The sequence below is a fragment of the Stenotrophomonas sp. Steno-C17 genome, assembly GCF_056393165.1.
This window is the reverse complement of the sequence record NZ_JBWJPD010000019.1, coordinates 39008-52825: the sequence shown is the minus strand read 5'-3', so window position 1 is coordinate 52825 and position 13818 is coordinate 39008. Positions and strand designations below refer to the sequence as shown.

Annotated in this window: 12 protein-coding genes and 1 riboswitch; of the genes, 10 read left to right on the top strand and 2 right to left on the bottom strand. The window is 67.6% G+C overall.

The annotated features are described in order from the left end of the window. Positions 1-28: 28 nt before the first annotated feature. A riboswitch (TPP riboswitch) is annotated at positions 29-129 on the bottom strand. Between the two features lie 22 nt (positions 130-151). After that, the gene (ggt, locus tag AC06FA_RS16015; protein WP_478069172.1) at positions 152-1870 is read right to left on the bottom strand and encodes a gamma-glutamyltransferase; all 1719 of its coding nucleotides are present in this window, start codon (positions 1868-1870) and stop codon (positions 152-154) included. Between the two features lie 778 nt (positions 1871-2648). Between ggt and ilvC the strand changes: the two genes are divergently transcribed. From ilvC to leuB, 9 genes are all read left to right on the top strand, one after another. Continuing rightward, positions 2649-3623, top strand: a complete 975-nt coding sequence (gene ilvC / locus AC06FA_RS16010) for a ketol-acid reductoisomerase (protein ID WP_478069171.1) — start codon at positions 2649-2651, stop codon at positions 3621-3623. A 38-nt stretch (positions 3624-3661) separates the two neighbouring features. Then, a complete protein-coding gene (ilvG, locus tag AC06FA_RS16005; protein ID WP_478069170.1) occupies positions 3662-5398 on the top strand; it encodes an acetolactate synthase 2 catalytic subunit in 1737 nt (578 codons plus the stop codon). Beyond that, positions 5382-5633, top strand: coding sequence for an ACT domain-containing protein (locus AC06FA_RS16000; RefSeq protein WP_108750606.1), 252 nt, complete (start codon positions 5382-5384; stop codon positions 5631-5633). The genes ilvG and AC06FA_RS16000 overlap by 17 nt, the downstream gene beginning before the upstream one ends. A 96-nt stretch (positions 5634-5729) precedes the next feature. Next, on the top strand, positions 5730-6824 hold the full coding sequence (locus AC06FA_RS15995; RefSeq protein ID WP_478069169.1) for a threonine dehydratase: 1095 nt from the start codon (positions 5730-5732) through the stop codon (positions 6822-6824). Beyond that, on the top strand, positions 6821-8404 hold the full coding sequence (locus AC06FA_RS15990; RefSeq protein WP_478069168.1) for a 2-isopropylmalate synthase: 1584 nt from the start codon (positions 6821-6823) through the stop codon (positions 8402-8404). The genes AC06FA_RS15995 and AC06FA_RS15990 overlap by 4 nt, the downstream gene beginning before the upstream one ends. A gap of 10 nt (positions 8405-8414) precedes the next feature. Further along, positions 8415-9191, top strand: coding sequence for a class I SAM-dependent methyltransferase (locus AC06FA_RS15985; protein ID WP_478069167.1), 777 nt, complete (start codon positions 8415-8417; stop codon positions 9189-9191). A 60-nt stretch (positions 9192-9251) separates the two neighbouring features. Beyond that, on the top strand, positions 9252-10670 hold the full coding sequence (leuC, locus tag AC06FA_RS15980) for a 3-isopropylmalate dehydratase large subunit (RefSeq protein ID WP_478069166.1): 1419 nt from the start codon (positions 9252-9254) through the stop codon (positions 10668-10670). Then, positions 10670-11248, top strand: coding sequence for a 3-isopropylmalate dehydratase small subunit (leuD, locus tag AC06FA_RS15975; RefSeq protein WP_006390726.1), 579 nt, complete (start codon positions 10670-10672; stop codon positions 11246-11248). The genes leuC and leuD overlap by 1 nt, the downstream gene beginning before the upstream one ends. Then, entirely contained in the window at positions 11238-12299 is a 1062-nt protein-coding gene (gene leuB / locus AC06FA_RS15970) for a 3-isopropylmalate dehydrogenase (protein ID WP_478069165.1), read from the top strand. The genes leuD and leuB overlap by 11 nt, the downstream gene beginning before the upstream one ends. 236 nt (positions 12300-12535) lie before the next feature. On the opposite strand, the gene AC06FA_RS15965 is transcribed toward leuB, so the two are convergent. Beyond that, the gene (locus tag AC06FA_RS15965) at positions 12536-13270 is read right to left on the bottom strand and encodes a hypothetical protein (protein WP_478069164.1); all 735 of its coding nucleotides are present in this window, start codon (positions 13268-13270) and stop codon (positions 12536-12538) included. Positions 13271-13409: 139 nt separating this feature from the next. On the opposite strand from AC06FA_RS15965, the gene AC06FA_RS15960 reads away from it, so the two are divergent. Next, positions 13410-13739: a hypothetical protein gene (locus tag AC06FA_RS15960; protein ID WP_478069163.1), complete on the top strand. Its 330-nt coding sequence runs from the start codon at positions 13410-13412 to the stop codon at positions 13737-13739. Positions 13740-13818: the final 79 nt, after the last annotated feature.

The window sequence follows — 13818 nt, the reverse complement described above, 5'->3', positions numbered from 1 at the left end:
CGGACGGTCCTTGGGCGGACTCCGGGCACGGCTGCACTGCAAAGCTTCCCTACGCCGGTATGAACCGGATCAGGTTCCAAGGGACTGTCTCAACCGTGGCCACTGGCCGCGGTACCCCCGCTTCTTGCTGCGTATTAGAGCACAGGCCGGGTCAGTAACCGGCGGCCTGGCCATCCTTGCGGCTTTCCGACGCACCGAAGTACACACCGCTTTCCGGATCGCGCAGGATGGCCTGGTAGCCACCATACGGGCCATCGGCAAACACCACGCGGTGGCCCTTGCGCATCAGGGCGCGCACGGTCTCGTAGGGGAAGCCGGTTTCCAGGTTCACTTCGCCGCCATCGCTCATGGCGGTGGCCTGGCCGGTCGGCTCGGTCGACCCTTCATGCTGGATGCGCGGCGCATCGCCGGCTTCCTGCAGGTTCATGCCGAAGTCGACCAGGTTCATCACGATCTGCGCATGGCCCTGCGGCTGCATCGCACCGCCCATCACGCCGAAGCTGGCATACGGCTTGCCGTCCTTGGTGATGAAGGCCGGAATGATGGTCTGGAACGGGCGCTTGCCCGGTGCGTAGCCGTTGGGATGGTTCTTCTGCAGCACGAACATCTCGCCGCGGTCCTGCAGGATGAAACCCAGCCCCGGTGGCGCCATGCCGCTGCCCATGCCGCGGTAGTTGGACTGGATGAGCGAGACCATCATGCCGTCGCTGTCGGCCACGGTCATGTAGATCGTGTCGCCCTGTTCGAGCTGTTTCGGCGTACCCGGCTGCACTTCCTTCAGCGCCTTGTCCATCGAGATCAGCGCGCGGCGCTGCGCGGCGTATTCCTTGGAAATCAGTTTCTGCACCGGTGCCGGCTGGAAGGCCATGTCGGCATAGAAGCGCGCGCGATCGGCGAAGGCCAGCTTCTTGGCTTCCACGAACAGGTGCACGTGCTCGGGCGAACCGAACGCGATCTTCGAGAAGTCGTAGCCTTCCAGCACGTTGAGGATCTGCAGCGCGGCAATGCCCTGGCTGTTCGGCGGCAGTTCCCACACGTCATAGCCCCGGTAGTTGCTGCTGACCGGCTCGACCCATTCACCGTGGTGGTCGGCCATGTCCTGGTAACTGAGATAACCGCCATTGGCCTTGAAATAATCCCCGATGGCGCGGGCCACGTCGCCCTTGTAGAACGCATCGCGGCCACCATCGGCGATTTTCTGCAGGGTGTCGGCCAGGTTCGGGTTCTTCCACATCTGGCCCTTGCGCGGGGCATGGCCGTCGATGGTGAACTGTTCGCTGAAGCCGGGATATTTCGACAGGCGCGGCACCGAACGATCCCAGTAGTAGGCAATCACTTCAGCCACCGGATGGCCCTCGCGCGCATACCGGATGGCCGGGGCCAGGTTGTCGGCCATCGGCTTGCGGCCAAAGCGGTCGTGCAGCGCGAACCAGCCGTCCACCGCGCCGGGTACCGATACCGGCAGCGGACCGGTGGCCGGAATCTCCTTCAGGCCACGGCGCTGGAACTCGGCCAGGGTGAGCGACTTCGGCGAACGCCCCGAGCCGTTGTAGCCGTACAGCTTCTGCGTCTTCGGATCCCACACGATGGCGAACAGGTCGCCGCCGATGCCGTTGCCGGTGGGCTCCATCAGACCCAGCGCCGCATTGGCGGCAATGGCGGCATCGACCGCCGAACCGCCTGCCTTCATCACGTCCAGCGCGATCTGGGTCGCCAGCGGCTGCGAGGTGGCGGCCATGGCATGCGGGGCGATGACTTCGGAGCGGGTGGCGAAGGTCTGGCCGGTGATGCGGTCGGCGGCACTGGACAGGGCGGGGACTGCGGCCAGCACGGCAGCGGCAAGCAGGGAGCGGGCAAGGCGTCGGGACACGGTTGGGTTCCGATGGAAGGGTGGTGACCTGATCTTCGCCGCTGTGGGGCGCGCGCGGTATCGGGCAGAGGTCATGGCGGCAGCGCTTCGGTGGGTGCGGACCTTGGCTGGCTTCGGGGAATCCAGTGCGGACCAAGGTCCGCACCTACCAGAGCGGGATGCGTGCACGGCTGCGGGCGTCGGTAAATCCAGGGCGGAATCACCGGCAAATCCGCGCAAAAAACCCGCTGAAAAGAGTGAATTCCGGTTCACCGAAACACTTTCAGCGGCAACCATCCTTGCGCCACAAGCCTTTGCGCCAGATACAGGCGAAACCGATGAAAAACCCGTTGCCAGGGTTGACACCGCGGAAATGGCTATGTTTCTCTCGATCCCATGCTGCAACGCCACCCGCCCCTGCGAACCGCCACTGAAGCCGCCGATTCCGGCGCCGCATCGCTGCGTTCGCTTCTCGTGCTCGTACTTATTAGCCAGCCCACAGGTGCGGGACGAGCCAGCGTGTAAGCAACAGACACACCGGAACTCGATCAGAAACCCGCACCCACCCTGGTGCGGGTTTTTTCATTTCAGGACCTGGTTTCACACGCAACCACTCAACCATCCAGCCACGACCATGCACACCGCCTCCCGCAAAACCCGGACCTGCTGCACCACGCCCTGCCGTGGTGGCTGTGCCCGTGCGATGCGCGGCGCCTCCTCCCCCGCTTTCCCCTGACCGGCCGGTACGTCGCTTCGACTGCCGGCCGTCTTTTTTCTTCCCAGCCAAGGAACCTCCCCCATGAGCACCAACTCCCTGCCCCAGACCAAGATCGCCGTCGTCGGTTACGGCAGCCAGGGCCGCGCCCACGCGCTGAACCTGCGTGAATCCGGCTTCGACGTGGTGGTAGGCCTGCGCCCGGGCGGCCCGACCGAAGCCAAGGCACAGGCCGATGGCTTCACCGTGGTGGCCCCGGCTGACGCCGTGAAGGATGCCGACCTGGTGGCCGTACTGACCCCGGACATGGTGCAGAAGAAGCTCTACAACGAGGTGCTGGCGCCGAACATGAAACAGGGCGCCTGCCTGTTGTTCGCCCACGGCCTGAACGTGCACTACGGCATGATCGAACCGCGCGCCGACCTGGACGTGGTGCTGGTGGCACCGAAGGGCCCGGGCGCGCTGGTCCGCCGCGAATACGAGATCGGTCGTGGCGTGCCGTGCATCTGGGCGGTCTACCAGGACGTCAGCGGCCAGGCGGCGCAGCACGCGCAGGCCTATGCGGCCGGCCTGGGCGGCGCACGCGCCAACCTGATCCAGACCACCTTCAAGGAAGAAACCGAAACGGATCTGTTCGGCGAGCAGGCCGTGCTGTGCGGCGGCGCCTCGGCCCTGGTGCAGGCCGGCTTCGAAACCCTGGTGGAAGCGGGTTACCAGCCGGAGATCGCCTATTACGAAGTGCTGCACGAACTGAAGCTGATCGTGGACCTGTTCTACGAAGGCGGCATCTCGCGGATGCTGGAATTCATCTCCGAAACCGCCCAGTACGGTGACTACGTGAGCGGCCCGCGGGTGATCGACGCCGGCACCAAGGAGCGCATGAAGGAAGTGCTGAAGGACATCCAGGACGGCACCTTCACCAAGAACTGGGTGGCCGAGTACGAAGCGGGCCTGCCGAACTACAACAAGTTCAAGCAGGCCGACCTGGAGCACCCGATCGAGAAGGTAGGCAAGGAACTGCGCGCCAAGATGGTCTGGTTGCAAGGACAGGCCGCGTAACCACGCGGCCTCCCCCACCCGCTTTGCAAGGTTCCCCCATGAACTCTTCCACACATCGCAGCGCGCCGCCCAACGGCGCGCGCTGGCTGACCCAGGCGCTGGAGGCCGAGGGTGTCCGCACGCTGTTCGGTTACCCGGGCGGCACCATCATGCCGTTCTACGACGCGCTGGTGGATTCGGCGCTGAAGCACATCCTGGTGCGCCACGAGCAGGGCGCGGCGCTGGCCGCCAATGGCTTTGCCCGCGCCAGCGGCCAGGTTGGCGTCTGCGTGGCGACCTCTGGCCCGGGCGCCTCCAACCTGGTGACCGGCATTGCCGATGCCATGCTGGATTCGGTGCCGATGGTCTGCATCACCGGCCAGGTGGGTACCCCGCTGCTGGGTACCGATGCTTTCCAGGAACTGGATGTGTTTGGCCTGACGATGCCCATCGTCAAGCACAGCTGGCTGGTGCGCAGTGTCGATGACCTGCCGCGCGTGGTGGCCGATGCCTTCCGCATCGCCCGCGAAGGCCGCCCCGGCCCGGTGCTGATCGACCTGCCCAAGGACGTGCAGCTGGCCGATGCCAGCCACCTGCCGGTGCATGTGCCGGCCAGCGTCGAGCCGCCGGCCGCCGCCGCCGATGCGGCCATCGCCGAGGCCATCGCCGCGCTGGCGGCGGCCGAAAAGCCGGTGGTCTACGCCGGTGGTGGCATCGCCCTGGGTGAGGCCGTGCAGGATCTGCGCGACTTCGTCGAAGCCAGCGGCATTCCCACCGTGATGACCCTGCGCGGGCTGGGTGCACTGCCGCCGCAGCACCCGCAGTCGCTGGGCATGCTGGGCATGCACGGCACCCGTGCGGCCAACATGGCCGTGCAGGACAGCGACCTGCTGCTGGTGCTGGGCGCGCGTTTCGATGACCGTGCCACCGGCAAGCTGGCCGAGTTCGCGCCGTTCGCCCGCGTGGTGCATATCGACGCTGACGCCTACGAGATCTCCAAACTGCGCAGCGCCGATGTGGCCGTGCCCGGCAACGTCGGCCACGCCATCCGCGCCCTGCGTGCGGCCTTCCCCTCCCCCCAGGCCCACCAGGACGCATGGCGCAAGCGCTGTGCACAGCACCGCGATCGCTTCGCCGCCCGCTACGACGCGCCGGGCCAGCACATCTACGCACCGGCCCTGCTGAAGCGCCTGAGCGAGCTGGCCCCGGCCGACGCGGTGATCGCCTGCGACGTGGGCCAGCACCAGATGTGGGTCGCCCAGCACTGCCGCTTCAACCACCCGCGCAACCACCTGACCAGCGGTGCGCTGGGCACCATGGGCTTCGGCCTGCCGGCAGCGATGGGCGCGCAGTTCGCCTGCCCCGACCGCACCGTGGTGCTGGTGTCCGGCGATGGCAGCTTCATGATGAACGTGCAGGAGCTGACCACCATTGCCCGCTGCCGCCTGCCGGTGAAGATCGTGCTGCTGGACAACAGTTCGCTGGGCATGGTGCGGCAGTGGCAGGAACTGTTCTTCGCCGAGCGTTACAGCGAGATCGACCTGTCCGACAACCCGGACTTCGTGGCCCTGGCCAAGGTGTTCGGCATTGCCGCCACCCGCATCGACACCCGCGACGACGTGGAAGGTGGCCTGGCCGCGCTGCTGGCCGAGCCGGGCCCGGCCCTGCTGCACGTGGCCATCGACGCCCGCGCCAACGTGTGGCCGCTGGTGCCGCCCAACACCGCCAACAGCACCATGCTGGAAAGCAACCCCGCCCACGCCCGCCAGGAGACCCCCAATGCAATACCGGCTTGACCTGGTGCTGCACCCGGCCGAAGGCGCGCTGCTGCGCGTGATCGGCATGGCCGAACGCCGCGGCTTTGCGCCGCGCGCGATCAGCGGCGCGCCGGTGGACAGCGACGAAGGCCGCTGGCACCTGCAGCTGGTGGTGGACGGGCAGCGCCCGGCCGAAACGCTGTGCCGGCAGATCGAAAAGATCTACGACTGCGTCTCGGTGCAGATCACCGCACTGGAAGGAGCGGCATCATGAACACCCGTACCGTAGAAACCACGGTGCCGGTACGGGGGCGTCTTCTTCGCCGCCCGTCCGCGCATGCGGCGCAGTGCCGCCGCCCGCAGGTGGCCCATGCCGGCCGCTGATGCCAGCACCGAAAGCGATGTCGGCGACGTAAGCGTTGCCGACGTACTGGCTGCGCAGGCCCGCCTGCGCCGCTTCCTGCCGCCTACCCCGCTGCACCATGCCGAACGCTTCGGCACCTGGCTGAAGCTGGAGAACCTGCAGCGCACCGGTTCGTACAAGGTGCGTGGTGCGCTGAATGCCCTGCTGGCCGGCCGCGAACGCGGCGATACCCGGCCGGTCATCTGCGCCTCGGCCGGCAACCACGCCCAGGGCGTGGCGTGGGCCGCCTACCGCCTGGACGTACCGGCCATCACCGTGATGCCGCATGGCGCACCGGCCACCAAGATTGCCGGTGTCGCCCACTGGGGCGCGACCGTGCGCCAGCACGGCAACAGCTATGACGAGGCCTATGCATTCGCCGTGGAGCTGGCGCAGCGCCACGGCTACCGTTTCCTGTCCGCGTTCGACGATGCCGACGTGATTGCCGGCCAGGGCACGGTCGGCATCGAACTGGCCGCCCACGCCATGGACGTGGTGATCGTGCCGATCGGCGGCGGTGGCCTGGCCTCCGGCGTGGCGCTGGCACTGAAGTCGCAGGGCGTGCGCGTGGTCGGCGCGCAGGTCGAGGGCGTCGATTCCATGGCGCGTGCGATCAGCGGTGACGTGCGCGAAATCGCACCGGTGCCGTCGCTGGCCGACGGCGTGCGGGTGAAGATTCCCGGCTTCCTGACCCGCCGCCTGTGCACCTCGCTGCTGGACGACGTGGTGATCGTGCGCGAAGCCGAACTGCGCGAAACGCTGGTGCGGCTGGCGCTGGAAGAACACATCATCGCCGAGGGCGCCGGTGCGCTGGCGCTGGCCGCCGGGCGCCGCGTGGCCGGCCGGCGCAAATGCGCGGTGGTGTCCGGCGGCAACATCGATGCCGGCGTGCTGGCGGGCCTGCTGACCGACGTCCGCCCGCGCCCGCCGCGCAAACCGCGCCGGCGCCGCGCCGAAGCGCCCCGTTCCCCCGCGCGCGCGCCCACCCGCGCCAGCGCCCCCATTGCTTCCCCTTCCCACCTGCAAGCCGCAACGCCCGCTGTCGAGGAGATTTCCCCATGACCACCATTGAACGAATTACCACCCCGCGCATCCGCATCTTCGACACCACCCTGCGTGACGGCGAGCAGTCCCCCGGCTGCAGCATGAGCCCGCCGCAGAAGCTGGTGATGGCGCGTGCGCTGGACGAACTGGGCGTGGACATCATCGAGACCGGCTTCCCGGCCAGCTCGCAGTCCGACCGCGAAGCGATGGCCCTGATCGGCCGTGAGCTGCGCCGCCCCAGCCTGACCCTGGCCGTGCTGTCGCGCTGCCTGCAGGCCGATATCGAAACCTCGGCGCGTGCCCTGGAAGCGGCCGTCAATCCGCGCCTGCACGTGTTCCTGTCAACCAGTCCGCTGCACCGCGAGCACAAGCTGCGCATGACCCGCGAGCAGGTACTGGAATCGGTGCGCAAGCACGTGACCCTGGCCCGCTCGTACATCGACGATGTGGAATTCTCGGCCGAGGACGCCACCCGTACCGAGCTGGACTACCTGATCGAAGTCTCGCGGGTGGCCATCGCCGCTGGTGCCACCACCATCAACCTGCCGGACACCGTGGGCTTCACCACCCCGGAAGAGATCCGCGCGATGTTCCAGCAGGTCATCGCCGGCGTGGCCGATGTCCCCAACGCAGCCAACGTGATCTTCAGTGCGCACTGCCATAACGACCTGGGCCTGGCCGTGGCCAACTCGCTGGCCGCCGTCGAAGGCGGTGCACGCCAGGTCGAGTGCACCATCAATGGCATCGGCGAGCGCGCCGGCAACTGCTCGCTGGAAGAGATCACCATGGCACTGAAGGTGCGCCAGGCCTTCTACGAGCAGGACACCGCCATCAACACCCCGCGCATCGTCGGCACCTCGCAGCTGCTGCAGCGTCTGGTCGGCATGCCGGTGCAGCGCAACAAGGCCATCGTCGGCGCCAATGCTTTCGCCCATGAATCGGGCATCCACCAGCACGGCATGCTGCGCCACCGCGGCACCTACGAAATCATGCGTCCGGAAGACGTGGGCTGGGAAGATTCGCAGATGGTGCTGGGCCGCCACAGCGGCCGCGCCGCGGTCGAGTCGCGCCTGCGTGCGCTGGGCTTCTGGCTGGAAGAAGACGAGCTGAAGCTGGTGTTCGAGCAGTTCAAGGGCCTGTGCGAACAGCAGCGCGTGGTGACCGATGCCGACCTGCAGACGCTGATGCAGGGCGGTTCCAATGCGCAGGGCTATCGCCTGGCCTCGATGACCATCAGCGATGTCGGCAGCCGCGCCAACGCCCTGGTGGAGCTGTCCGACCCGGAAGGCAACCGCGTGGCCGAGACCGCGCAGGGCGACGGCCCGGTCGATGCGCTGTTTGGCGCGCTGTCGGCCGCCACCGGCGTGCAGCTGATGCTGGACAGCTACCAGGTGCACAGCGTGGGCATCGGCGCCGATGCACGCGGCGAGGCCAACCTGAGCGTGCGCCATGAAGGCATCGAGTACGACGGCACCGGCACCAGCAAGGACATCATCGAAGCCTCGGCGCTGGCCTGGCTGGACGTGGCCAACCGCCTGCTGCGCCAGCGCCAGGCCGCCGCCAGCAGCACCGAAACCGCTACCCCCGCCACCGCCTGAGGACCGAGAGATGAGCGCCTTCGACACCCCCACCACGGCCTCGGCCGGCCAGCAGTGGAATGCCCAGGACTATGCGATCGACGCGGGTTTCGTGCCGCTGCTCGGCGGTGCGGTTGCGCGCCTGCTCGACCCGCGCGCCGGCGAGCGCATCCTGGACCTGGGCTGTGGCGATGGCGTACTCACCACCGAACTGGCGCTGAGCGGCGCCCGCCTGCATGGCGTGGATGCTTCACCGGAACTGGTCAATGCCGCGCGTGCGCGCGGCGTTGATGCGCAGGTGATGGATGGCCATGCACTGACCTTCAACACCGAGTTCGATGCGGTGTTCAGCAATGCCGCGCTGCATTGGATGGGCAACCCGGACCAGGTACTGGAAGGCGTGCGCCGTGCCCTGCGACCGGCTGGCCGCTTCGTCGCCGAATTCGGCGGCCATGGCAACGTGGCCACGATCATCGCCGCAGTGCAGGCCGCACGCGCCGCCCATGGCCACGGCGCCAGCGCGTTCCAGTGGTACTTCCCCACTGCCGATGCCTACGCCGACCGCCTGCGCCAGCACGGCTTCCAGGTGCAGCTGATCGAAACCACGCCGCGCCCGACCGCACTGCCGACCGGCGTGGCTGGCTGGCTGCGGGTGTTCGCCGCACCGCTGCTGGACGACCTGCCCGACCACGCCCGCGCCACCGTGCGCGAGGCCGCCACGGCGCTGCTGGCCGACCTGCCGCGCGATGCCTCGGGCCAGCCGCTGGCCGACTATGTACGCCTGCGCGTGCTCGCCCGCCGGCGCTGACTTGACCCGTCTGCAAACTTTATTGATGTTCGCTACTTCGTACTTCTGCCAGGCATACGCATGACTTCCGCACCCCGCACCCTGTACGACAAACTGTGGGACGCCCACGTGGTGGTTCCCGAATCCGACAGCGCCCCCGCCGTGCTGTACATCGACCTGCACCTGATCCACGAGGTCACCTCGCCGCAGGCCTTCACCGAGCTGCGCGCGCGCGGCCTGGCGCCGCGCCGCCCGGACCGCACCAAGGCGACGATGGACCACTCCACCCCGACCCTGCCGGCCGGTGCCGACGGCAAGCTGCCCTATGCCAGCGCCGCCTCCGAAGCGCAGGTCGCTACGCTGGCGCGCAACTGCGCCGAGTACGGCATCGAGCTGTTCGACATGGCCTCGGACAACCGTGGCATCGTCCATGTCATCGCGCCCGAGCAGGGCTTCACCCAGCCGGGCATGACCATCGTCTGCGGTGACAGCCACACCTCCACCCACGGGGCTTTCGGCTCGCTGGCCTTCGGCATCGGCACCAGCGAAGTAGGCCATGTGCTGGCCACGCAATGCCTGCTGCAGCGCAAGGCGAAGACGTTTGCGATCACCGTTGACGGCGTGCTGGCGCCCGGCGTCGGCGCCAAGGACGTGGTCCTGCACATCATCGGCGTGATCGGCGTGAACGGTGGCACCGGCCACGTGATCGAGTTCCGCGGCAGCACCATCGAAGCGATGGACATGGAACAGCGCATGACCCTGTGCAACATGTCCATCGAAGCAGGCGCGCGCGCCGGCATGGTCGCCCCCGACCAGGTCACCTTCGACTTCGTGGCCAACACCCCGCGCGGCCCCAAGGGCGCCGACTTCGATGCCGCCGTGGCGCGCTGGCAGCAGCTGCGCAGCGATGCAGGCGCACGCTTCGACAGCGAAGTGCACATCGACGCCGCCGACATCCGCCCGACCCTGACCTGGGGCACCCATCCGGGCACCGCCATCGCGGTGGACGCGCCGATCCCGGCCGCCAATGATGCCGCCGCGCAGAAGGGCCTGGATTACATGCATTTCCACGCCGGGCAGGCACTGGCTGGCACGCCGGTGGACGTGGTGTTCGTGGGCTCGTGCACCAACGGTCGCCTGAGCGACATGCGCGAAGTCGCCCAGGTGCTGCGCGGCCGCCACGTGGCCGACGGCGTGCGCATGCTGGTGGTGCCGGGTTCGGAAATCGTCAAGCGCCAGGCCGAAGCCGAAGGGATCCACGAGATCGTGCGCGCGGCCGGTGCCGAATGGCGCGAGCCGGGCTGCTCGATGTGCATCGCCATGAACGGTGACCTGGTCGCCCCCGGCCAGCTGGCCGTAAGCACCAGCAACCGCAACTTCGAGGGCCGCCAGGGCCCCGGTTCGCGCACCCTGCTGGCCTCGCCGATGAGCGCGGCCTGGGCCGCGGTGAAGGGCCAGGTGGCCGATACCCGCGACCTGTTCGCACAGGAGGTGGCGTGATGGCCGGTTTCCGTACCCTGACCTCGTCCAGCGTGGTGCTGGCGCAGACCAACATCGACACCGACCAGATCATTCCGGCGCGGTTCCTGTCCACCACCGAGCGCGCCGGCCTGGGCCGCAATGCGTTCAATGACTGGCGCTGGCAGGCCGACGGTTCGCCGGTGGCCGACTTCGCCTTCAACCAGCCGCACAACGCCGGCCGCAGCATCCTGCTGGCGGGCCGCAACTTCGGCTGCGGCTCTTCGCGCGAACATGCGCCCTGGGCGCTGACCGACCTGGGCCTGCGCGCCATCGTCAGCAGCGAGATTGCCGATATCTTCCGCGGCAATTCGCTGAAGAACGGCCTGCTGCCGATCGTGCTGGACGAAGCCGACGTGCAGGCGCTGATGCAGCGACCGGACGATGAACTGACCATCGACGTGGCCGCGCGCGAACTGCGCACGCCCGATGGTCGCGTCTATTCCTTCCCGCTGGATGGCTTCTCGCAGACCTGCCTGCTGGAAGGCGTGGACCAGTTGGGGTATCTGTTGGGCCGTGTCCCTGAAATCGAACGTTACGAGAGTGAGCATGCACGCTGAGATTGTTGTCCTGCCCGGTGATGGCATCGGCCCGGAAGTGGCCGCCGCCGCAGTTGCCGTCCTGAAGGCCGTCGCCGAACGCTTCAACCACACCTTCACCTTCAGCGAGCACGATATCGGTGGCATCGCCATCGACCGCCACGGTGAACCGCTGCCGGCCGCGACGCTGGCCGCCTGCCAGGCCGCGAACGCGGTGCTGCTGGGGGCCGTGGGTGGCCCGAAGTGGTCCGACCCGAATGCCAAGGTGCGCCCGGAACAGGGCCTGCTGGCGATCCGCAAGGCGCTGGGCCTGTACGCCAACCTGCGCCCGGTGCGTACCCACGAGGCCGCGCTGGGCGCTTCGCCGATCAAGGCCGAACTGCTGCAGGGCGTGGACTTCGTGGTGGTGCGCGAGCTGACCGGCGGCATCTACTTCGGCGACAAGACCCGCGATGCCGACAGTGCCAGCGACCTGTGCCGCTACACCGTGGCCGAGATCGAGCGCGTGCTGCGCAGCGCCTTCCGCCTGGCGCAGCAGCGCCGTGGCAAGGTCACCTCGGTGGACAAGGCCAACGTGCTGGAAACCTCGCGCCTGTGGCGTGACGTGGCCGCGCGCATCGGCCGCGAGGAGTTCCCGGACGTAGCGCTGGAACACCAGCTGGTCGACTCGATGGCCATGCACCTGCTGGCCAAGCCGCGCGAGTACGACGTGATCGTGACCGAGAACATGTTCGGCGACATCCTCACCGATGAGGCCTCGATGCTGGCCGGTTCGCTGGGCCTGCTGCCGTCGGCCTCGCTGGGTGAGCCGGGTGCGGTGGGCATCTACGAACCGATCCATGGTTCGGCGCCGGACATCGCCGGCAAGGGCATCGCCAACCCCTACGCGACGATCTTCAGCGCGGCGATGCTGCTGCGCCATTCGCTGGGGCTGGAAGCGGAAGCTGCCGCCGTCGAAGCAGCCGTGCATGCGGTGCTGGACGACGGCGTTTTCACCGCCGACCTGGCCGCCAAGGGCCAGGCCGTGAGCACGGCGGCCGCGACCGATGCGGTGCTGGCCAAGCTGGGCTGATCCGGCCTTCTTCGGATATTGCACGCAGCCACCCATGGGGTGGCTCTACCGGTAGATCCACGCCATGCGTAGATGCCCCAACCCGTGCCAACCAAGGTTGGCACCTACCAAAGCGGTGGATCCACGGCATGCGTGGGTGCTTCGGTAGAGTCGAGCCATGCTTGACTCATCCCATCATCGCGCGAAGAGCAGCCGAGCATGGCTCGGCTCTACAGAAAGCAGATCCCGCGAGCAGTTCACTCCGCGCCATGTGCGATAGCCGCCGATTCCGCTGAAATCTGGATGATGCCGTTGCACAGGTAGAACCGGCAGATGCCGCGTTGCTTGTCCATCAGACAATGGGACACGTTCCCCACGCGTCCCTCCACCTGCAGCGTCGACGCATCGAGCCTGACCGTGAAGGAACGCACGCCCTTGAAGCAGATCCATGCCGACACGCGCTGCTGCGACGCTTCCTCCCACAGCAGCAGCTGCATCCAGAATCTTCTGCGCGCAACATCGTAGGTAAACCCGCTCAGCACGGCGAAGAACAACAGGTCGTCGGGGCCCGTATCGAAGTCGGTCCACGCGCTGGAAGCGCTGGCGCCCGCCAGAGCGGGAGGCGCTGTTTCGTGAATGATCGATGCGAGCTGGCGGGCCGTGCATTCCAGCATGCCGCCGGTCAGGTACAGGCGGAATACGCCTGTCTCACGCAGGCCCTCGAAGTGGCCGTCCTGGACGTTGCCTGACCGTGCATTCTCGGACAGCTCGTGGCTGTCGAGCAGAAGGAACTGCGAATCCAGGCCATCGCAGGTGATATCCGCGCGCACGTCCCGGGGCAGGTCCCCGCTGACGCCACGAACCCGCACGACACAGCTCCGATCCACCAGCGAAACCTGCAGCGCCTCGATCGCCGTATCGTGCAGACTGATGTTTCCCAGCGGATATCGCCGGACCGGCCTGGCATCCATCGGCGGCGTGTCTTTCTCCATGGCCAGCGACGATAGCCGAAGTCATGCAGGCCGTCTAACCCGCCCACAGCGGGGCGACCCGACGCGGAAGACTGCCCTGCGCAAATGATGCAAGATGCGGGCGGCACCTCCATCCCCACTGCCAGGGAACACGACCACGATGACCCTCGACCTGATGAACGGCATTGCCTCAGGCGCAGCGTTGCTGCTTTCGGCAATTGCCGCCTGGATGCTGCACCGTCGGGTACGCACGCGCAGCAGCGCCGGATTGGCTTGGTCGACCACGGCCATGTGCCTGTGGCCCTTTGTGGCGACACCGGCCATGGCGGCGGTGGCGTATTACTCCGGCACCGCACTGCCAGAGGAGTGGGCCAATGCGCTGTGGCTGGCCGTCGACGAGTTCATTCCGATGGTGCTGACCGTGATGTCTGCGGTGTTCTTCCTGTTGGCGGTACGCGGGATCGCGCATCGGAAAGCGCCTGCGGCCTGAAGTGGCGCAGCCACCCATGGGGTGGCTCTACTGTGGAACCGCGCAGTAGAGCCACGCCGTGCGTGGATGCGGCCATCGA